This is a genomic window from Amycolatopsis sp. FBCC-B4732 (assembly GCF_023008405.1).
Classification (GTDB): Bacteria; Actinomycetota; Actinomycetes; order Mycobacteriales; family Pseudonocardiaceae; genus Amycolatopsis; species Amycolatopsis pretoriensis_A.
Window position 1 is genome coordinate 8,404,018 of the sequence record NZ_CP095376.1, and the last position, 18,521, is coordinate 8,422,538.

Sequence of the window (18,521 nt, forward strand, 5' to 3'; positions counted from 1 at the left end):
GTTTTTCCCATGACGACTGAGGCGGTTCGGCTCGAGGCCGTGCGCAAGGAGTACGGCGGTGTGGTCGCGCTGGACGGGATCTCGATCTCCTTCCCGCGTGGCGGTTTCACGGCGGTGATGGGCCCGTCGGGTTCGGGCAAGAGCACGTTCCTGCACTGCGCGGCGGGCCTCGACCGGCCGACGTCGGGCCGCGTCGTGCTCGACGGCCAGGACCTCGACGGCAAGAGCGAGACCTTCCTGACGAAGCTCCGGCGCGACCGCGTCGGGTTCGTCTTCCAGGCGTTCAACCTGCTGCCGGCGCTGACCGTCGAGCAGAACGTCGTGCTGCCGCTGCAGCTGGCCGGGAAGCGCCCGGACAAGCGCCTGGTGGCGCGGATCCTCACGCACGTCGGCCTCGACGGGCGCCGCAAGCACCTGCCCGGCCAGCTCTCCGGCGGCCAGGCGCAGCGGGTCGCGATCGCCCGCGCCCTGGTCACCGACCCCGCCGTGCTGTTCGCCGACGAACCGACCGGCGCGCTCGACACCCGCACCGCCGCCGACGTGCTCGGCCTGCTGCGCGAGTCCGTCCGGTCGTCCGGCCAGACGGTGATCATGGTGACGCACGACCCCGTCGCCGCGTCCTACGCCGACGAGGTCGTGTTCCTGGCCGACGGCTCGATCGCCGGGCGGCTCGCGCGCCCGACCGCGGAAGCCGTCGCGGAGCGGATGACTCACCTGGGTGCCTGGGACCGGCTGGCGGTGCGGGCCTGATGTTCTCCCTCGCGATGCGGACGCTGCGCCTGCGCAAGGGCGGCTTCCTGGCGACGTTCGTCGCCGTGTTCTTCGGCGCGCTGATCGTCTCGGCGTGCGGTGGCCTGATGGAGTCGGGCATCCGGTCCGAGACGCCGGTGCAGCGCCTGGCCGCGGCGCCGATCGTCGTCGGCGGGCAGCAGACGCTGAAGCTGCCCAAGGACGACCCGGCGACCCTCGACCCCGAGGACAAGCACAAGTTCGAGAACGCGACCCTGCCCGAGCGCGTCCGCCTCGACGCCTCCCTGGCCGGCCGCCTGCGTGCGGTCCCCGGCGTCACGGACGTCGTCGGCGAGGTCAGCTTCCCGGCGCAGATCGGCAGCGCGAGCGCGTTCGGGCACGCCTGGGACTCCGCCGTGCTGACGCCGTACGCGCTCAGCGGTCAGCCGCCGCGGCCCGGTGAAGTGGTCGTCGACGCCGGGCTCGGGCTCGCTGTCGGGGACACGCTGCCCGTCGCGGCGCACGGGGTCGTCGGCCAGTACCGCGTGTCCGGCATCGCCCGGGCACCGCAGGCCATGCGCGACTCCGCGGTGTTCTTCGCGCCGTCCGACGCTTCGAGGCTCTCGGGACACCCTGGAACCTTCGACACCATCGGCGTCTTCGGCGGTGACGTCGCCGCGGTGACGTCGGTGGTCGGTGACGCGGGGGTCGTGGCGACCGGCGCCGACCGCGGTGCCCTGGAGTTCCCCGAGGTGAACAAGAGCGGCGAGGACCTGATCGTGCTGGCCGCCGTCTCGGGCGGGCTGTCGGCGATGGTCATGGTGTTCGTCGTCGCGGGCACGCTCACGCTGTCGACCCAGCAGCGCCAGCGCGAACTCGCGCTGCTGCGGGCGATCGGCACGACCCCGCGCCAGCTGCGGCGGATGGTGCTCGGCGAGGCGCTCGTCGTCGGCCTGCTCGCGGTCGCCGCCGCGGTCGTGCTCGGTCCGGTGCTCGGGCAGTGGCTGTTCGACCAGCTCGCCGCCAACCACGTCGTCCCCGACGTGCTGCGGTTCGAGCAGGGCTGGCTGCCGGCGACGGTCGCCGGGGGCGCATCGCTGCTGGCCGTCGTGGCCGCTTCCTTCGTGGCCGGGCGGCGGGCGTCGAAGGTGCGCCCGACCGAGGCGCTCGCCGAAGCCGCCGTCGAACGACGCTGGCTGACGCCGATCCGGCTGATCACCGCGCTCCTCTGCTTCGCCGGCGGGACGGCGCTGGCCATCGTCACGGTCGCCGTGATGACCGGCCCGGTCGCGGCCAGCACGGCGGGCCCGGCGGTGATGCTGTGGGCGTTCGGGCTCGCCGCGATCAGCCCGGGCGTGACGAAGCTGATGGCGTCGCTGCTGCGCTGGCCGGTGCAGGCGATCACCGGTGTCAACGGCCGGATCGCGCTGCTCAACACCCGGGTCGGCGCGGTGCGCGCGGCGGGCGCGGTCACCCCGATCATGCTCGCGGTCGGCATCGCGACCGCCAACATCTACCTGCAGACCACCCAGGAAGCCGTCTCGAACCAGGCGTACACCGAGGACCTGCGCGCGGACGCGGTCGTCGGCGCGCCGGGCGGGCTCGACCCGGCGGTGCTGGGGCGGGTGCGCTCGACCCCGGGTGTCGCGGGCGCGTCGGAGTACGTGACGAGCGCGGTGTTCATCGAGAAGCCGTTCGAGTCGAACCAGGACGACGACGGCTGGCCCGCGCTCGGCGTCAGCGAGCTGACCGGGAACGCCGCCGAGGTGCCGGCGACGCTCGGCCGCCAGGTCGGCGACACGCTGTCGCTGCGCCTCGGCGACGGTGCCCGGGTGGACGTGCGGGTGGCCGCCGTCGTGAGCCAGCGCGCCGGGTTCGAGAAGCTCGTGCTGCCCGCCGGGCTGCTGGCGCCGCACACCACGCTCGGGCTCGCGCCCCAGCTGCTGGTCCGCGCCGCCGACGGCGTCGACACGGCGACGCTGACTGCACGCCTTCGCGAGGCGACGGCCGGGTTGCCGGTGTCCGTCGGGGACCGGGACGCGCTGATCGCGGCGCACGCGAAGGGCAACGAGGTCGGCGCCTGGGTCAACTACCTGCTCGTCGGGATGATCATCGCGTACACGGTGATTTCGGTGGTGAACACGCTGGTGATGGCCACGGCCAAGCGGCGCCGCGAGTTCGGGCTGCAGCGGCTGAGCGGGTTCACCCGAGGTCAGGTGCTGCGGATGGCGGGCGTCGAGGGCGGGCTGATCGCCACCATCGCCGTGCTGCTCGGCACGGCCACCGCGGCCGGCGCGATCGTGCCGTTCTGCCTCGTGGTGACCGGCTCGGTGCTGCCGACCGGACCGCTCGCGGTCTACCTGGTGGTGCTCGCGATCGCCGTCGTGCTCGCGCTCGTCGCGATCCTCGTCCCGGCCTGGGCGGCGACGCGCGGGCGTGCGGTCGACGCCACATCGATCGGGGAGTGAGAACGGGCGTGTGTAAGACTCTCGGCCGTGGCGAACCCCGGGTTGGATCAAGCGGCGAAACTCGAACTGGCCAGGCTGGTCACCGATCTTTCCGTGGTGCACGGAAAAGTGACCCTGGCGTCCGGCAAGGAAGCCGACTACTACATCGATCTCCGGCGGGCGACGCTGCACCACGCGGCCGCGCCGCTGATCGGCAAGCTCCTGCGCCAGCTGACGGCGGACTGGGACTACGTGGCGGCCGGCGGCCTGACCCTCGGCGCCGACCCGGTCGCGCTGGCGATGCTGCACTCCGCGGCCACCGACGGCGTCGTGCTGGACGCGTTCGTGGTCCGGAAGTCCGTCAAGGAACACGGCATGCAGCGGCGCATCGAGGGCATGGAGGTCCGGGGCCAGCGCGTGCTGGCGGTCGAGGACACCTCCACGACCGGCGGCAGCGTGCTCGAAGCCGTCGCGGCCCTGCGTGAAGCGGGCGCGACCGTGATCGGCGTGGTGACGGTGGTCGACCGCGACACCGGCGCGCGCGAGGCCATCGAGAAGGAAGGCCTCGAGTACCGGTACATCCTCGGGCTCGACGACCTCGGCCTCGAGTGACCGACCGGGGCCGCCGCGGCGGCCCCGGTTCCGGCTCACTTCTTGAACAGGTCCTTGGCGGCGTCCTTCACGTTCTCGACGGCGCCCTTGAGCCCGGCCTTCGCCTGGTCGGCCTGGCCCTCGGCCTGCAGCTGCTCGTTCCCGGTGGCGTCACCGGCCGCTTCTTTGGCCTTGCCGCCCAGTTCCTCGGCCTTGTTGCCGATCTTGTCGCCCAACGACATCGGGCACCTCCTCCTGCGGTGGCACCCCGGCGGGGCGCCCTGTGCCGTGAAGACCACCGGGGCGCGTGATCGTCACGGATTCGCCCCGGTGACCCACGTCACCGACAATCGGTGCGTGACGTTTTCCGCTCGCCGGTGTCCTCCTCCCGAGAGGAGGTGCTGTGACGACCGCCGCCACACCGCTTGACGACGCGACCCTCGTCGGCCGCGCGCGAGATGGCGACGTGCGGGCGTACGAACAGCTCGTGCTGCGCTACCAGGGCCCGATGTTCCGGCTCGCCGTGAAGATGCTCGCGCACCGCGGGGACGCCGAAGACGTCGTGCAGGAGGTCTTCCTCAACGCCTGGCGCAAGCTCGGCCAGCTCGGCGAGGACGCCGCGTTCGTCGGCTGGCTCTACCGGGCCACCACGAACCGCTGCCTCAACGCGATCCGCGCGCGCCGGCCCCAGGCCGACGTCGACCTGGACGCCGCCGAGTCGCCGCGGACCGATCTGCAGCCGGAGCGGGCCGCCCAGGTGAGCGGGCAGCTGGCGGCGTTGAACGCGGCGCTGGCGGAGCTGACGCCCGAACAGAGAGCATGCTGGCTGCTGCGCGAAGTGCACGGCCGGTCCTACGAAGAGATCGGCGAAGTCGTCGGCGCGAACGCGACCGCGGTCCGCGGCCGGATCGCGCGGGCCAGGGCCCAGCTGGCGGAGGTGATGAAGCCATGGCGATGACGGACTACGAGCTGCCCTGCGAACGCGACGTGGAGCAGGTGTGGGACCGGCTCGACGCGGTCGGCGCCGGGCTGGCCGACGAACACGAACTGACCTGCCCGCACTGCCGGGTCGCGCGCGAGAGCCTGCTGGCCCTGCGCGAAGCCACCACGGAGCTGGTGGCCGAGGACGACGTGCCGTCGCCGGACCTGTTCGGCCGGATCATGTCGGCCGTGCGAGCCGAGGTGCGGCGCGACCGGATGGTGCGGCTGCCGACCCCGGAACCCGGGTTCGTCGAGGTCAGCGAGCAGGCGGTGGCGGCGGTGCTGCGGTACGCGGCCGACACGGTCGACGGCGTCCGGGCGCGGCGCTGCCGCGTGCGCACCGGCGCCGATGGGGTGGTCGAAGTCGACCTCACCCTCGCGGTGAGTCTCCGGAACGCCACGGGCGGTGAAGCGTTGGCGAAGGTGCGGGAGCGGGTGACCGCGGCGGCCGCGGCCCGGGTGGGCCTGACGCTGGCGAAGCTCGACCTGCTCGTGGACGACATCTTCGAGGAAGACACGGTCGGGGAGCCAGGGGAATGAGCGTTGACTACGTGGTCGCCGATCCGGTGATCGCGAGCGTGGCGGCACGGGCGGCGATCGCCACGCCGGGGGTGGTGCGGCTCGAGCCGGGCCTGCGCGGCCTGGTGACGGCGTGGACGCGCGCGGCCCGCCAGCGCTGGAAGGGGCTCGACCCGGCGCCGGCGGACGGCGTCCGGGTCCGCACCGCGGACGGCCGGGTGACGGTCCACGTCGACCTGGTCACCGCGGGGGCGGACCAGGCGGCGGCGGTCGGCCGTGCGGTCCAGCGCTCGGTGACCCGGTTCGTCGCCGAGCAGACCGGTTTGGTCGTCGACGAAGTGTCGGTGTCCATCATGGACATCGAGCCGGCGCCCCGGTGACCGCGGACGAAGCCGTCGAGAAGATCGTCGGCGCGCTGAAGGAGATCGACGGCCTCCGCCCGGCGACGCCGGTTTCCCCCGGGACGACGTGGTTGCCGGTCGACTGGGAAGGCATGGCCGTCGACCTTTCGGCCGACGTCGTCCAGATCCGCCTGATCGCGACCCGGCTGCCGATCCCCCCGCTGCTGGACCGCGCGGCGGAACTCGTGCGCCCGGTGCTGGCGGGGACGGAATGGGAAAAGGCGCGCCTGCGGCTGATCGTCACCGACCTCGACGGCGCCGCGTTCGCCGGAGACCCACGTCACACGAAAGGGTAAGTGACGATCTCCCCTCCGCTGGGTCCTTACCTACGAACAAGGCGAAAAGCCTTGAGGCACCGGACATCCAGGGAGGACCCCATGACCGCGACGGCCGAGAAGAACACGGTGGCCACCACCGCCACCACCGAGAGCGCCCTCGTCACCAAGCAGGGCACCACCACCATCGCCGACACCGTCGTCCAGAAGATCGCCGGGCTCGCCGCCCGCGAGGTCACCGGCGTGTACGACCTCGGCGGCGGCGCGGCCCGCGCGCTGAGCGCCATCCGCGACCGCATCCCGGGCGCGTCCGCCAGTGTCGGCCAGGGCGTGACGGTCGAGGTCGGCGAAAAGCAGGCGGCGGTCGACCTGCAGCTCCTGGTCGAGTACGGCGTCGCGATCGCCGACCTCGCGCGGGCGGTGCGCCGCAACGTGATCACCGCGATCGAGCAGATGACCGGGCTCGAGGTCGTCGAGGTGAACATCAACGTCAACGACGTCCACCTGCCCGGTGACGACGACGAGCCGGTCGCCTCGGACCGGGTGCGCTGACGATGAACGCGACGCTGCTCGGCCTGTTGTACGGACTGGCGCTGGGTTTCGCCGCCGCGTTCGGCGGCTTCGGCGCGTTCGTGGCGGTGTTCGTCCTCGGCGGGCTCGGCCTGCTGGCCGGGCGCTGGCTCGACGGCAAGCTCGACCTGTCCGCCCTCGTGGGCGCCGCGCGCGATCGGAGGTAGCTCGTGGAACGCGGAGTGACCACCGTGGCCCCGCGGGCGGTGCGGCGCATCGCCGCGCACGCCGCCCGCGAGGTGGACGGCGTCGGCGGCGACGTGACCGCCGAGGCCACTGTGGACGGAGAGTCGACCACTTTGGACATCCGGCTGCCCCTGGCGTACCCGGCCCCGATCACGGCTACGGCCGAGGCGGTCCGGGCGCACCTGCTCGGCCGGACGGCGGAACTGACCGGCCTGACCACGAGGCGCGTGGACATCACGGCCGAGCCGGCCCGGCACGAGCAGCCGAAGCGGCGGGTCCGGTGAGGCGCCCGCGGCGGAGCGTGCCGGCGGTGCTGACGGCGCTGGTCGTGCTCGCGGCGTGCGCGCTGGTCGTGACGGCGCTGGTGCAGCGCCTGCTCGGCGAGCGGCCGGTGCTGTCGTTCGAGGCGATCGCCGGCCGGGTGCACGAAACGACGTGGAACGCACTGCCCGTGCTCGTCGGGGGCGGGGCAGCGGTTCTGGTCGGGTTCGTGCTCCTGGCGGCGGCGGTCCTGCGGGGGCGCCCGGTGGTCCTGGCGCTCTCGCCGGCCGCCGGGGTGGAGGCGGGCACGACCCGCCACGGCCTGCGGACGTCGCTGCGCGCGACGGCCGCGGGCGTGGACGGGGTGGCGACGGTCGCGCTGAAGCTGGGGCGGCGGAAGGTGAGGGTGAAGGTGCGGACGAACCGGACGAACACGGAAGGCCTGGCCGCCGCGGTGGAGACAGCGGTCTCGCGGCGGTTGGAGCAGGTGGGCCTGGCGGAGCCGCCGAGGGTCCGGGTCCGGGTGCGAGGAGGAGCGCGATGAACCGGCCCGCGGCCCTCAACCGCACCCTGCTCGCCCTCATCGGGCTCGTCCTCCTCGCCGCCGGCGGGTTCGCCGTCGCCACGTACTTCGGGCGCCTTCACCTCCTCGACCCCGCCGCGCCCCTCGTGCCCGGCGCCGCACCGCCGCCCACCTGGGTGTTCTGGGTCGCGATCGGCGTTGCCGTGCTGCTCGGCCTCCTCTGCCTCCGGTGGCTGGCCGCGCAGGCGTTCCGGCGGCCGAAGAGCGTCGCGTGGCGGAGTGAAACCGAGACCGGCGCCCTCGTGCTCGACTCCGGTACCGCCGCCGGCCCCGTCGCCGCCGACGTCGAGGAGTACGACGGCGTCCGGGCCGCCTCGGCCTGGCTCTCCGGGCCCCGCGACGCTCCCGAGCTCGCCCTGGTCGTCACCACCGACCGGGACGCCGACGCCACCGCCATCCGGGAACGCATCACCGACCACGCCGTCCCGCGGCTCAAGCAGGCCCTCGAAGTCGAGGACCTGCCCGTGCGGCTGGAAATTCGGCTGACGGCGAAATCCGGGGCGCGGGCGCGCTGACCCGGGCGTACCGTCGGACGCATGGAGGAGGACGACCCGCCGCCGCAGCCGGACTGGACCAGGCCCGATCGGGAGAAGCCGAACCAGTACCCGCGCGAGGAACCGGCCAAGTACCCCGCGAAGCGCCCGCCGGAATTCCCACCGGGCGTAACGCCTCCGTCACCGCCCAGGTGAACGGGTTGCTCCGGTGGGTTAAACATCACACAGCGGGGCACTCTTCAGGGCGGCCGAACTCGATCAGCGGAGTAAAGTCGCTGGTAGGGGGTTCGGTGAAGGGGGCGGGTGATGGCGAAGTTCCTGGCCGACGTGACGGTCGCGGTCCACCTGCTGGCGTTGGTGCTCATCGGTTTCGGCGGCTTCGTCGCCTGGCGGTGGCCGAAGCTCATCTTCGTCCACCTGCTCGGTGTGACCTGGGGCGTCCTGGTGAACGTCGCGCCGGTGCCGTGCCCGTTCACCGCGCTCGAGAACTACTTCCGCCACCAGCAGGGCCTCGGTGACCTGCCCGGCGGGTTCAACGCGTACTACCTGTACGACACCGTCTTCCCGCGGGCCTGGCTGCCGGCGATCGGCATCGTCGCGGTCGCGGTGGTCGTCTACTCCTACGTCGGCGTCTACCACCGCTGGCGCGACCGCGAGCACGCCGGGGAAACCCACGCGCGCCCGGTCCACCTGGGCTGAGCGACAATCTCGGGGTGACCACTTCCCCCGACGCCGGACCCACCGAGTGGGTGAGCCGCGAAGAGGTCGGCGTCGGCCCGTGGCCCGGCGACTGGCCCACCGACGAGTGCTACGACCCGGAACTGCTGCGTGAAGGCGACCGCCGCAACGTCGTCGATGCCTACCGGTACTGGCGCTGCGAGGCGATCGTGTCCGATGTGGACCGGCGGCGGCACCCCTTCCACGTCGCCATCGAGAACTTCCAGCACGACCACAACATCGGCACCGTCGTCCGCACGGCCAACGCGTTCGCCGCGGCCGAGGTGCACATCGTCGGACGGCGGCGCTGGAACCGGCGCGGCGCCATGGTGACCGACCGCTACCAGCACCTCCGCCACCACGACGAGGTCACCGGGCTCGTGACGTACGCCGCCGAGCGCGGCTTGGCCGTCGTCGCGGTGGACAACACGCCGGGGTCGCAGCCCGTCGAGACGGCCGACATCCCGCGCGAGTGCGTGCTGCTCTTCGGCCAGGAAGGCCCCGGGCTGTCCGAGCCGGCGCAGGAAGCCGCGTCACTGGTCGTGTCGATCGCCCAGTTCGGCACCACCCGGTCGATCAACGCGGGCGTCGCGGCCGGGATCGTCATGCACGCCTGGGTCCGCCGGCACGCCGACCTGAGCACGGCCTGGTAGCTACAGCCCCCAGCCCCAGCGCAGCTGCACGACGCCGGACGCGTTGTTCGTCGCGAGGCCACCGCCGCTCTGCCGGGTGATCGAATAGGTGTCGCCCGAGCGCAGGCCCGGCCAGTAGACGACGCCCAGCTGCCGCGCCCGCGCCAAGTCCGTGGTGGCGGCGAAGTACGCGGTGAAGGTGTTGCCGTCCTGGTGGCCCGCCGAGTAGTCGAGCCCGGTCGTCATCGGCGCGCCCGCCTCGTCGATCACCGTCCGGGACGAGTACGCGCCGAGCCGGTTGCTCAGGTTCGCCGTCCACGCCGAGCGCGTGGTGTCCGAGGCCCAGAAGCCGTAGAAGTGCAGCGACAGCAGCGTTCCGCTCAACGCGCTCGCCGCGCCGACCCCGGTGACGTTGTCGTTGTAGCCGGTGCCGCTGATCAGGACCCGGCCGCGGGGGACGGCCGAGTGCCGGGACAGCCACGTCGAGCAGAGCGAAACCCAGGCGCTCAGGCTGTAGCCGAACGGCTCGTTCATCGGCTCGAAGTAGACGGCGCTGGTGCCGCCGTAGTCGGCGGTGACCCGGTCCCACATCGTGTTCCACGCGGTCACGTCGTCGACGAAACCGTCCTTGTTCGCTTCCCAGTAGCCGAAAACGACCTTCATGCCGTGCGCCAGCGCGGAATCGGCCGCTCCTTTGTACCGCGCCCACCAGTCCGAGTTGACGCTCTGCGGGTTGATCGGCAGCCGCACGGTGTTCGCGCCGAGCTGCTGCTGGAAGCCGGTGAGGATGCCGTCCGCCTTCGTGCGGACGGTGTCGTAGCTGTCGCCGGCGGTGAGGCCGGTCGGGATGACCCAGCCGTCGACGTAGTTGTCGCGGGCGTCCGCCCAGTTCACGCCGCGGAAGGCGTTCGTGGCGGCGGCCGCTTGGGGGACCGTGAGCATGGCGGCGGCGAGGATCGCGATCATGACGGCGTGCAGACGACGGGTCATGCCGGCGCGACCTCCACCGGGATGCCGTTCAGCACCGACGTCCCGGACGGCACGTCCAGCAGCGTTTCGTCGGCGACCAGGTTGGAGTTGACGCCCGGATTCGCGCGCGCGACCCGCGTCCGCGCGCCGTCGACGTCATGGCCCCAGCCGTGCGGGATGCTGATCACGCCCGGGCGGACCTCGTCGGTGATTTCGACCGGCACCTCGAGCTTGCCGGCGCGGGACGTCACCGCCGCGAGGCCGCCGTCGGTGAGGCCGAGGCGGGCCGCGTCGGCGGGGTGGACCTGCACGGTGCAGCGGTTGCCGCCGCGGACCAGCGGTTCGAGGTTGTGCATCCACGAGTTGTTCGAGCTCAGGTGCCGCCGTCCGATCAGCACCAGGCCGTCGTCCAGCGGCTTCGCCAGCTCGGCGCGCAGGCGCGGGACGTCGGCGACGATCGGTTCCGGCGCCAGCTCGATCCGGCCGGACGCGGTGCACAGCACCTCCGGGATCCGCGGCTCCAGCGGCCCGAAGTCCATGCCGTGCGGCGCCGCTTCGAGGTCGGCCAGCGTGACGTCGTAGGGGCCGGCGCGCAGCATCAGGTCGACCAGCCGGGCGGGGCCGGTGCGGTCGTGGGTGACTTCGAGCTTGGCGCGGCGGGCGACGTCGGCGGCGACGAAGTCGTCGAGCGCGGCGACGTCCGCCTCGGGGCCCTGACCGGTGACGATGCCGGTCAGCCGCAGCATCGTCTCCCACTCCTGCGGCAGCGCCGAGGGCAGCGTCGCCGGCGTCCAGTTGGCGACGTTGCGCACCGACAGCTGGTAGAACGCCAGGTCGAAGTGCGGGCGCTCGAGGGGGGACGGGCCGGGCAGGATGACGTCGGCCTGGCGGGACGTCTCGTTGAGGTAGACGTCGACGGAGATCATGAAGTCGAGGTTCCCCAGTGCTTCGGTCAGGCGTCCCGCGTTCGGCGTGCTCAGGCACGGGTTGCCGCTGACCGTGATCAGCGCGCGGACCTGGCCCTCGCCGGGGGTTTCGATCTCGTCGGCGAGCGTGGCGACCGGCAGTTCGCCGACGACCTCGGGGTACCCGCGCACGCGGCTGCGCCAGCGCCCGACGGCGAACGGCCGCCGGTTCCCGGTCGGCTGGCAGGCGGCCAGCGGGAACATCGCGCCGCCGGGCTCGTCGAGGTTGCCGGTGAGGACGTTGAGGACGTCGACCAGCCAGCTCGCGACGGTGCCGAAGGCCTGTGTCGTGGTGCCGATCCGGCCGTAGACCACGGCGTTCTCGGCGTCGGCCAGCTCTCGCGCGAGCCGGCGGATTTCGTCGGCGTCGATGCCGGTGCGCGGGGCGACGGCTTCCGGGGTGAACGGCCGGGCCAGCTCACGGACGTCGTCGAGGCCGTTGAGGTGTGCTTCGAGCTTTCGCGGCCGGACCCGGTTCTCCGCGAAGAGCACGTTGACCAGCGCGAACAGCAGCAACGCGTCGGTGCCGGGGCGGATCGCGTGGTGCTCGTCGGCGAACGCGGCGGTGCGCGTGCGCCGCGGATCGACGACGACGATCTTGCCGCCGCGCGCCCGGATCCCGCGCAGCCGCCCGCGGACGTCCGGCGCGGTCATCAGGCTGCCGTTCGAGACCAGCGGGTTGGCGCCGAGGATCAGCAGGTGCTTCGTGCGGTCGAGGTCGGGCACGGGGATGGCGAGTGGGTCGCCGAACATGGTGCCGGCGGAGTAGTGCTTCGGCATCTGGTCGACCGACGTCGCGCTGTAGAAGTTCTTGGTGCCCAGCGCTTTGTAGAGCACGCGGCCGTAGAGCGTCAGCGCGATGTTGTGCACGCCGGGGTTGCCCGCGTACACGGCGACGGCGTCCCGGCCGTGCTCCTCGAGGATCGGCGGGAGCCGCCGGGCGATCTCGTCGTAGGCCTCCTGCCAGCTGACCTCGACGAATTCGCCGTCGCGTTTGAGCAGCGGCGCGGTCAGCCGGTCGGGGTCGTGGTGCAGCGCGCCGAGCGAGGCGCCCTTGGGGCAGAGGTAGCCCTTCGAGAAGACGTCCAGCTCGTCCCCCCGCACGCGGGTGACCTGCCGGTTCGCGTCGAGCGTGACATCGAGGCCGCAGGTGGCTTCGCACAGCGGGCAGGTGACGTGAGCGGTCGTCATGGCCACTCAACATACCGAGCGGTATGTCGAGTGGCAAGGCACGATTGCGACATGGACGTTTCGGCCGCCGAACGCGCGGTGACAGCGCGCCACCTGAGCCGGGTGTGGGGCCTGCCCGGCACGGCCCTCGGCCGCAGCGGCTGGCCACCCGCGTTCGGCCAGCGGCTGCACTGGCATTGGAACTACTGGTGGCAGGCCCACCTGCTGGACACCCTGGTCGACGCGCAGCTGCGGGCACCTGCGCCGGAGCGGCTGGCCCGGATCCGCGCGTTCGTGCGTTCGGTGCGGCTGCGCAACTTCGGCCGGTGGACCAACGACTACTACGACGACATCGCGTGGCTCGGCCTCGCACTGCAACGGGTGGCCCCGCTGGGCATCGAGGTGGGCCCGGCCCTGGCGGCGATCGACACGCAGCTGCTGTCGGGCTGGACAGCGGCGGCGGGCGGCGGGATCTGGTGGCGCCGCGGCGACGACTTCAAGAACACCCCCGCGAACGGCCCGGCGGCGATCTTCCACGCGCGGTCGGGGAATCCTGCCCGTGCCGGCGCGATGCTCGACTGGCTTTCGTCCACTTTGGTCGACCCGGCCACGGGCTTGGTGTGGGACGGGATCCGGGCGGACATGGGTGAGCTGGTCAAGCACATCTTCACGTACTGCCAAGGGGTTTACCTCGGGGCTTGCCTGGAGCTGTCCTCAATGGACAATGCGGCGCGGACGGTCCGGGCGGTGGCCGGGCACTGCGCCCCCGGCGGCGTGATCCGCGGCCAGGGCGGCGGCGACGGCGGGCTGTTCGCGGCGATCCTGGCGCGGTACCTGGCGTTGGCAGCCCGGTCGTTGCCGGGCCCGGAGGCCGCGACGGCACGGTCGTTGGTGCTGACGTCGGCGGAGGCGTGCTGGTCGGGGGCTTACGACGCACCGGAGGGCCCGGTGTTCAGCGCGTACTGGGACCGCCCGACGCCATGGCCGCTGCCTGAGGACGCTCCCGAGCGGGACATGTCGGTCCAGGTGGGCGGCTGGATGCTGCTGGAAGCCGCGGCGACGCTGTCCGCGGGTGAAACTGCCTCGTGAGTGAGAAACAGTGTGCTAACCCTGTTTCTCACTCACGAGCAGTTTCAGCACCCGCAGGAAGCGCCGTGCAGGAACCTCGGGGTCAGCCACACCGACTCCGGGGGCCGGTCCGGGTCCGCCATCCTCGACATCAGCAGCTGCACCGCGCGGCGGGCCATGTCGGCCACCGGCTGCGCCAGTGTCGTCACCGCCGGGCTCACGCGGCGGGCCCAGTCCATGTCGCCGTACCCCACCACCGCCAGTTCCGAGCCGATGTGGATGCCGCGGCGGTGGGCCTCGTACTGGACGCCCACCAGCATCGACTCGTCCGCCACCACCAGTGCCGTCGGGGAGGGCCAGCCGTCCAGGAGCTTCGCTGTCGCGCGGGCCGCGCCGCCGGAGTTCGAAAAACCGCTCTCCACCAGCTCGCGGTTGAAGCGCAGGCCCGACTGCTCCAGGCCCAGGCGGTAGCCGCGGACGCGCTCGCGGTTGACCTCCTGGCTCTCGTCGCCCGAGATCAAGCCGATCTTGCGGTGCCGCCGCTCGGTCAGGTGGCGGACCAGCGACGCCACCGCGTGCACGTTCTCCGTGCCCACCTGGTCGACGTCGTTGCGCGCCGCCACCCGGTCCAGCAGCACCGTCGGCACGCCCATCCGGACCAGCCCGTTGACCACCGCTTCGTCGCCGGCCGAGGGGACCAGGAGCACGCCGTCGACGAGGTCCGCGCGCAGGGCGCGGACCAGCGCGGCTTCTTCGCTGACCGAGTCGTCGGTGTCCGCGAGCACGACGTCGCAGCCCTCGTGGGCGGCGGCTGCCCTGATCGAACGCAGCAGCTCACCTGAGTAGGGGTTCGCGTGCACACCCATCGCGACGCCGATCCGGTAGGTGACCGGGGGGTCCCACAACCGGAGGTCTGGCGAAAGTGCGGTCATAAGCCCTCTCAGACACTCAGCCGAAAGGTATCCGCTGAACGCCGGCGAGATGACGTCAAAACTCCAGAATCACTGATGTGAGTGAACCGGTGGGCAGCCGCACGACTCACGGTGACGCAGAGTGGGTGCCAGCCGGACCGTCTCGGCCTTGCGGGCCGGGTCGTTGATGCGGGCCAGCAGCAGCCGGACCGCCTGGCGGCCGATCTCCTCGATGGGCTGCGCCATCGTCGTCAGCGGCGGGTCGACCAGGTCCGCCCACTCGACGTCGTCGTAGACCACCACCGGCAGATCGCGCCCGATCCGCAGCCCACGCTGCCGGGCCGCGTGCAGCACCCCGACCATCATGCTGTCGTTCCCGACGACCAGCGCGGTCGGCGGCTCGGGCAGCGCCAGCAGCGTACTCAACGCCAGTGCACCGCCCTCTCGCGACGAGTTTCCGCAGGCCACGAGCTCGGACGACCAGGTCAGCCCGGACCGGCCCAGTCCCAGCCGGTAGCCGAGCACCCGCTCCTCGCTCGTCGACAACCCGGGCGCGCCGCTGATCATCCCGATCCGCCGGTGCCCGAGCGTCGCCAGGTGCGCGGTCAGGGCCGACGTCGCTTGGATGTTCTCCGAACCCACCTGGTCGACGTCGGTGCGGGTGGCCAGCCGGTCCATGAGCACCGTCGGCACGTCCAGCGACACGAGCTCGCCGATCACCGGCCCGTCGCCGGGCGCCGGGGTGATCAGCAGGCCGTCGACGCGCCGGGAGCGCAGGGCTCGCACGGTGTCACGCTCCGTGTCCGCGGTGTCGTGTGTGTCGGCCAGCAGGACGGTGTACCCGTGCTCCGACGCCTCCCGCTCGATCGCCTGCATCAGCGTCGCGAAGTACGGGTTGGCGACCAGCGAGATCGCCATCCCGATCGACCGCGTGCCGCCGGTGACCAGGGAACGCGCGATCGCGTCGCCGGTGTAGCCGGTGGTCTCGATCGCCCGCAGCACGGCCGCTTTGGTGTCCTCGGCGACCGCCCGCGTCCCGTTCACCACGTGGGAGACCGTGGTGATCGAAACGCCGGCGAGCTCGGCGATGTCGCGCTGGGTCGGCCGCGACGACCTCGGCTGGGGCATGCCAATCCTTTCCGGCAAGCGTTTGCGCAAACGCTTGCGTCCACGGAGCAGTCTGTCTACCTTCCCGTCCATCGGCAAGCCTCGAACCCAGACAAAGGGTGGGAACCCATGAGACAGCGAAGTCTCACCGCGGTGGCGCTGGCCGCCGTCCTCGCCGCGACGACCGGCTGCACGGTCGAACGGCACTGGGGCGGCAACACCAACACCGGCGGGAGCGGCAAGGCCAAGGTCGGCCTGGTCACCAAGACCGACACCAACCCGTACTTCGTGGAGCTGCGCAACGCCGCGAGAGCGACCGCGCAGGCCAACGGCGCCGACTTCAGCGCGCTCGCCGGCCAGTTCGACGGCGACAACGACGGCCAGGTCCGCGCCATCGAAAACCTCCGCCAGCAGGGCGCGAACACCATCCTCATCACGCCCAGCTCGTCCACCGGCGTGCTCAAGGCGATCAAGGACGCGCGCGACGCCGGTGTCCTGGTGATCGCCCTCGACACCGCCACCGAGCCGGCCGACGCCGTCGACGCCACCTTCGCCACCGACAACTTCGCCGCGGGCGAGGGGCAGGGCGCCTACGTCAAGGCCGCGCTCAACGGCGTCCCGGCCAAGCTGCTGATGGTCGACGGCACCGCGGGCAGCACGGTCGACACCCAGCGCCACGGTGGTTTCCTCAAAGGCATCGGGCTCACCGACTCCTCGCCGGAGATCAAGGGCCACACCGCGGCCAACGGCGACCAGAGCCTCGCGCAGCAGGGCATGGAGAACCTGCTCCAGCGCAGCACCGACATCAATGCCGTCTACTCCATGAACGAGCCGATGGGCCGCGGCGCGTACGCGGCGCTGAACGCCCGCGGGCTCACCGGCCAGATCGTGATGGGCTCGATCGACGGCGGCTGCGAAGGCGTCCAGAACGTCAAGAACGGCCAGTTCGCCGCCACCGTCATGCAGTTCCCGAAGAAGATGGCCGAGCAGGGTGTGCTCGCCGCCGTCGAATACGCCAAGACCGGCAAGAAGCCGTCCGGTTTCGTGAACACCGGGTCCGCCGTGATCACCGACAAGCCGATGCCGGGCGTGGAAAGCCACGATTCCGCGTGGGGCCTGCAGAACTGCTGGGGAGGCAAGAAGTGACCACGGCCACGGCAGTGTCCACAAAGGAACGTGAGTCCCTCGGTGAGTTCCTCCTCCGCGCCCCCGCGGTCGGCCCGGCGCTCGCGCTGATCGTCGCCATCGTGTTGTTTTCGCTGGCCACGGACACGTTCTTCGACCTCGACAACCTGTCAACGGTGGTCCAGCAGTCGCTGGTCGTCGGGACGCTCGCGCTGGGGCAGACGCTCGTCATCCTCATCTCGGGCATCGACCTGTCCAACGCGGCCTCGATGGTCGTCGCGACGCTGATCATGGCGAAGCTCGCCGCGGCCGGCGCGAACGGCTTCGTCGCACTGCTCGCCGGCGTCGTGCTGACGATCATCGTCGGCATCTTCATCGGCGGTCTCGCCACGCGGATCAAGCTGCCGGCGTTCATCATCACGCTCGGCACGTTCACCATGCTGACCGCGGTGTCGAAGCTGATCGCGGGTGGCCAGGCCGTGCCGGTGACCGACGGGCTGCTGCAGTGGCTCGGCACCAAGCGCTACCTCTTCGGCGGCATCCCGATCACCTACGGCATGACGCTGGCGCTGCTGATGTACCTCGGCGTCTGGTACGCACTGACGAAAACCGCGTGGGGCAAGCACGTCTACGCGGTCGGCAACGCGCCGGAGTCCGCGCGGCTGTCCGGCATCAAGGTCAACCGCACGGTGCTCTCGGTGTACATCGTGGCCGGGCTGACCTTCGGCATCGCTGCCTGGCAGGCGCTCGGCCGCACGCCGAACGCCGACCCGAACCAGTTCCAGCTCGGCAACCTCGACTCGATCACCGCCGTCGTCCTCGGCGGGACGAGCCTCTTCGGCGGCCGCGGCTCGGTGCTCGGGACGCTGATGGGCGCGCTGGTCGTGGCGGTGCTGCGGTCGGGCCTCACGCAGATGAACGTCGACGGCAACTACCAGGACCTCGCCACCGGCGCCCTGCTCATCGCCGCCGTCGTGGTGGACCGGATCGCGAGGAGGCAGCAGCAGTCATGACCGAACCCATCCTGCGGGCCCGTGGCCTGGTGAAGCGCTACGGCCGGGTGACCGCCATCGACGGCGCCGACTTCGACCTGCTGCCCGGCGAGGTGCTCGCCGTGGTCGGCGACAACGGCGCCGGCAAGTCGTCGCTGATCAAATCCCTTTCCGGAGCGGTGATCCCGGACGCGGGCGAGATTCAGGTGGACGGCAAGACCGTCCACTTCAAGTCTCCTTTGGACGCTCGCCACTACGGGATCGAGACGGTGTACCAGGACCTCGCCGTCGCGCCCGCGCTCGACATCGCGTCGAACATGTTCCTGGGCCGGGAAAAGCGGCTCAAGGGACCGCTCGGGCTGTTCCGCAAGCTCGACACCGCGACCATGCGGTCGGAGGCGCAGCGGATCCTCGACGAGCTGGGCATCAACATCAAGTCGATCGCCCAGCCCGTCGAAACGCTGTCCGGTGGCCAGCGCCAAGGCGTCGCCGTGGCCCGCGCGGCCGCGTTCGGCACCAAGGCCGTGATCATGGACGAGCCCACCGCCGCGCTCGGCGTCGCCGAGTCGGGCAAGGTGCTCGACCTCATCGGCCGGATCCGCGACCGCGGCCTGCCGGTGGTGCTGATCAGCCACAACATGCCGCACGTGTTCGACATCGCCGACCGCATCCACGTGCACCGCCTCGGCAAGCGCGTCGCGGTCGTGTCGCCGAAGACGCACTCGATGAACCAGGTCGTCGGCCTGCTCACCGGTGCGTTGCGGCTCAACGAGAACGGCGAAGTCGAAGAAGCCGCCGCCGCGACCCACGTGGCCGGGTTGAAGTGAA

At 71.8% G+C, this 18,521-nt stretch carries 23 protein-coding genes; 18 read left to right on the forward strand and 5 right to left on the reverse strand.

The genetic code is table 11. The features are described from left to right. The first annotated feature begins 9 nt into the window (after positions 1-9). Genes MUY14_RS37800 through pyrE form a run of 3 tightly spaced genes read left to right on the forward strand, consistent with a single transcriptional unit; the run spans position 10 to position 3,788 of the window. Entirely contained in the window at positions 10-750 is a 741-nt protein-coding gene (locus MUY14_RS37800) for an ABC transporter ATP-binding protein (protein WP_247016675.1), read from the forward strand. Beyond that, positions 750-3,197, forward strand: a complete 2,448-nt coding sequence (locus MUY14_RS37805; protein ID WP_247016677.1) for an ABC transporter permease — start codon at positions 750-752, stop codon at positions 3,195-3,197. The genes MUY14_RS37800 and MUY14_RS37805 overlap by 1 nt, the downstream gene beginning before the upstream one ends. Positions 3,198-3,224: 27 nt before the next feature. Continuing rightward, the gene (pyrE, locus tag MUY14_RS37810; RefSeq protein ID WP_247016679.1) at positions 3,225-3,788 is read left to right on the forward strand and encodes an orotate phosphoribosyltransferase; all 564 of its coding nucleotides are present in this window, start codon (positions 3,225-3,227) and stop codon (positions 3,786-3,788) included. A 35-nt stretch (positions 3,789-3,823) separates the two neighbouring features. Here pyrE and MUY14_RS37815 read toward each other — a convergent pair whose 3' ends face one another. Further along, entirely contained in the window at positions 3,824-4,009 is a 186-nt protein-coding gene (locus MUY14_RS37815) for a CsbD family protein (protein WP_247016681.1), read from the reverse strand. A 161-nt stretch (positions 4,010-4,170) separates the two neighbouring features. Between MUY14_RS37815 and MUY14_RS37820 the strand changes: the two genes are divergently transcribed. From MUY14_RS37820 to MUY14_RS37870, 11 genes are all read left to right on the forward strand, one after another. After that, positions 4,171-4,725, forward strand: a complete 555-nt coding sequence (locus MUY14_RS37820; RefSeq protein WP_247016683.1) for an RNA polymerase sigma factor — start codon at positions 4,171-4,173, stop codon at positions 4,723-4,725. Then, the gene (locus tag MUY14_RS37825) at positions 4,716-5,288 is read left to right on the forward strand and encodes an Asp23/Gls24 family envelope stress response protein (protein ID WP_247016684.1); all 573 of its coding nucleotides are present in this window, start codon (positions 4,716-4,718) and stop codon (positions 5,286-5,288) included. Before MUY14_RS37820 ends, MUY14_RS37825 begins: the two co-directional genes overlap by 10 nt. Next, entirely contained in the window at positions 5,285-5,647 is a 363-nt protein-coding gene (locus MUY14_RS37830) for an Asp23/Gls24 family envelope stress response protein (RefSeq protein WP_247016686.1), read from the forward strand. Before MUY14_RS37825 ends, MUY14_RS37830 begins: the two co-directional genes overlap by 4 nt. Beyond that, positions 5,644-5,964: a hypothetical protein gene (locus MUY14_RS37835; RefSeq protein ID WP_247016688.1), complete on the forward strand. Its 321-nt coding sequence runs from the start codon at positions 5,644-5,646 to the stop codon at positions 5,962-5,964. Before MUY14_RS37830 ends, MUY14_RS37835 begins: the two co-directional genes overlap by 4 nt. An 81-nt stretch (positions 5,965-6,045) precedes the next feature. After that, the gene (locus tag MUY14_RS37840) at positions 6,046-6,495 is read left to right on the forward strand and encodes an Asp23/Gls24 family envelope stress response protein (protein ID WP_247016691.1); all 450 of its coding nucleotides are present in this window, start codon (positions 6,046-6,048) and stop codon (positions 6,493-6,495) included. A gap of 2 nt (positions 6,496-6,497) precedes the next feature. Then, positions 6,498-6,680 carry a hypothetical protein gene (locus tag MUY14_RS37845; protein ID WP_086856482.1) on the forward strand — a complete coding sequence of 61 codons (183 nt, stop codon included), beginning with the start codon at positions 6,498-6,500 and terminating at the stop codon, positions 6,678-6,680. A 15-nt stretch (positions 6,681-6,695) separates the two neighbouring features. Next, positions 6,696-6,983 (forward strand): Asp23/Gls24 family envelope stress response protein, encoded by a 288-nt coding sequence (locus MUY14_RS37850; protein WP_247016693.1) that lies wholly within the window; start codon positions 6,696-6,698, stop codon positions 6,981-6,983. 26 nt (positions 6,984-7,009) lie between these two features. After that, the gene (locus MUY14_RS37855; RefSeq protein WP_247016695.1) at positions 7,010-7,504 is read left to right on the forward strand and encodes a DUF6286 domain-containing protein; all 495 of its coding nucleotides are present in this window, start codon (positions 7,010-7,012) and stop codon (positions 7,502-7,504) included. Further along, on the forward strand, positions 7,501-8,058 hold the full coding sequence (gene amaP, locus MUY14_RS37860; RefSeq protein WP_247016697.1) for an alkaline shock response membrane anchor protein AmaP: 558 nt from the start codon (positions 7,501-7,503) through the stop codon (positions 8,056-8,058). The genes MUY14_RS37855 and amaP overlap by 4 nt, the downstream gene beginning before the upstream one ends. Positions 8,059-8,343: 285 nt before the next feature. Further along, positions 8,344-8,736, forward strand: coding sequence for a DUF2784 domain-containing protein (locus tag MUY14_RS37865; protein WP_247016699.1), 393 nt, complete (start codon positions 8,344-8,346; stop codon positions 8,734-8,736). Positions 8,737-8,750: 14 nt separating this feature from the next. Next, entirely contained in the window at positions 8,751-9,407 is a 657-nt protein-coding gene (locus tag MUY14_RS37870) for an RNA methyltransferase (protein WP_247016701.1), read from the forward strand. Here the strand turns inward: MUY14_RS37870 and MUY14_RS37875 are convergent, their stop codons facing one another. Both MUY14_RS37875 and MUY14_RS37880 read right to left on the reverse strand, forming a co-directional pair. Continuing rightward, the gene (locus tag MUY14_RS37875; RefSeq protein WP_247016703.1) at positions 9,408-10,376 is read right to left on the reverse strand and encodes a cellulase family glycosylhydrolase; all 969 of its coding nucleotides are present in this window, start codon (positions 10,374-10,376) and stop codon (positions 9,408-9,410) included. It lies immediately after the preceding gene. Then, positions 10,373-12,511, reverse strand: coding sequence for a molybdopterin-dependent oxidoreductase (locus MUY14_RS37880; protein ID WP_247016705.1), 2,139 nt, complete (start codon positions 12,509-12,511; stop codon positions 10,373-10,375). Before MUY14_RS37880 ends, MUY14_RS37875 begins: the two co-directional genes overlap by 4 nt. A gap of 51 nt (positions 12,512-12,562) precedes the next feature. On the opposite strand from MUY14_RS37880, the gene MUY14_RS37885 reads away from it, so the two are divergent. Beyond that, complete coding sequence (locus MUY14_RS37885; RefSeq protein ID WP_247016708.1) at positions 12,563-13,579, forward strand: glycoside hydrolase family 76 protein; 1,017 nt, start codon at positions 12,563-12,565, stop codon at positions 13,577-13,579. Positions 13,580-13,623: 44 nt separating this feature from the next. Here MUY14_RS37885 and MUY14_RS37890 read toward each other — a convergent pair whose 3' ends face one another. Further along, the gene (locus tag MUY14_RS37890) at positions 13,624-14,490 is read right to left on the reverse strand and encodes a LacI family DNA-binding transcriptional regulator (protein WP_247016710.1); all 867 of its coding nucleotides are present in this window, start codon (positions 14,488-14,490) and stop codon (positions 13,624-13,626) included. 69 nt (positions 14,491-14,559) lie between these two features. Next, positions 14,560-15,597: a LacI family DNA-binding transcriptional regulator gene (locus tag MUY14_RS37895; protein ID WP_247016712.1), complete on the reverse strand. Its 1,038-nt coding sequence runs from the start codon at positions 15,595-15,597 to the stop codon at positions 14,560-14,562. Between the two features lie 108 nt (positions 15,598-15,705). Between MUY14_RS37895 and MUY14_RS37900 the strand changes: the two genes are divergently transcribed. Genes MUY14_RS37900 through MUY14_RS37910 form a run of 3 tightly spaced genes read left to right on the forward strand, consistent with a single transcriptional unit; the run spans position 15,706 to position 18,520 of the window. After that, positions 15,706-16,722 (forward strand): substrate-binding domain-containing protein, encoded by a 1,017-nt coding sequence (locus tag MUY14_RS37900; protein ID WP_247016714.1) that lies wholly within the window; start codon positions 15,706-15,708, stop codon positions 16,720-16,722. Beyond that, positions 16,719-17,714: an ABC transporter permease gene (locus MUY14_RS37905; RefSeq protein ID WP_247016716.1), complete on the forward strand. Its 996-nt coding sequence runs from the start codon at positions 16,719-16,721 to the stop codon at positions 17,712-17,714. The genes MUY14_RS37900 and MUY14_RS37905 overlap by 4 nt, the downstream gene beginning before the upstream one ends. Then, positions 17,711-18,520, forward strand: a complete 810-nt coding sequence (locus MUY14_RS37910; RefSeq protein WP_247016718.1) for an ATP-binding cassette domain-containing protein — start codon at positions 17,711-17,713, stop codon at positions 18,518-18,520. The genes MUY14_RS37905 and MUY14_RS37910 overlap by 4 nt, the downstream gene beginning before the upstream one ends. Position 18,521: the final 1 nt, after the last annotated feature.

Bases quoted from the DNA above. Each gene is read 5' to 3' on its own strand.
- MUY14_RS37800 (WP_247016675.1), top strand. From the start codon at position 10: ATGACGACTGAGGCGGTTCGGCTCGAGGCCGTGCGCAAGGAGTACGGC.
- MUY14_RS37805 (WP_247016677.1), top strand. From the start codon at position 750: ATGTTCTCCCTCGCGATGCGGACGCTGCGCCTGCGCAAGGGCGGCTTC.
- MUY14_RS37815 (WP_247016681.1), bottom strand. From the start codon at position 4,009: ATGTCGTTGGGCGACAAGATCGGCAACAAGGCCGAGGAACTGGGCGGC.
- MUY14_RS37825 (WP_247016684.1), top strand. From the start codon at position 4,716: ATGGCGATGACGGACTACGAGCTGCCCTGCGAACGCGACGTGGAGCAG.
- MUY14_RS37830 (WP_247016686.1), top strand. From the start codon at position 5,285: ATGAGCGTTGACTACGTGGTCGCCGATCCGGTGATCGCGAGCGTGGCG.
- MUY14_RS37840 (WP_247016691.1), top strand. From the start codon at position 6,046: ATGACCGCGACGGCCGAGAAGAACACGGTGGCCACCACCGCCACCACC.
- MUY14_RS37845 (WP_086856482.1), top strand. From the start codon at position 6,498: ATGAACGCGACGCTGCTCGGCCTGTTGTACGGACTGGCGCTGGGTTTC.
- amaP (WP_247016697.1), top strand. From the start codon at position 7,501: ATGAACCGGCCCGCGGCCCTCAACCGCACCCTGCTCGCCCTCATCGGG.
- MUY14_RS37865 (WP_247016699.1), top strand. From the start codon at position 8,344: ATGGCGAAGTTCCTGGCCGACGTGACGGTCGCGGTCCACCTGCTGGCG.
- MUY14_RS37875 (WP_247016703.1), bottom strand. From the start codon at position 10,376: ATGACCCGTCGTCTGCACGCCGTCATGATCGCGATCCTCGCCGCCGCC.
- MUY14_RS37880 (WP_247016705.1), bottom strand. From the start codon at position 12,511: ATGACGACCGCTCACGTCACCTGCCCGCTGTGCGAAGCCACCTGCGGC.
- MUY14_RS37885 (WP_247016708.1), top strand. From the start codon at position 12,563: ATGGACGTTTCGGCCGCCGAACGCGCGGTGACAGCGCGCCACCTGAGC.
- MUY14_RS37890 (WP_247016710.1), bottom strand. From the start codon at position 14,490: ATGACCGCACTTTCGCCAGACCTCCGGTTGTGGGACCCCCCGGTCACC.
- MUY14_RS37895 (WP_247016712.1), bottom strand. From the start codon at position 15,597: ATGCCCCAGCCGAGGTCGTCGCGGCCGACCCAGCGCGACATCGCCGAG.
- MUY14_RS37900 (WP_247016714.1), top strand. From the start codon at position 15,706: ATGAGACAGCGAAGTCTCACCGCGGTGGCGCTGGCCGCCGTCCTCGCC.
- MUY14_RS37910 (WP_247016718.1), top strand. From the start codon at position 17,711: ATGACCGAACCCATCCTGCGGGCCCGTGGCCTGGTGAAGCGCTACGGC.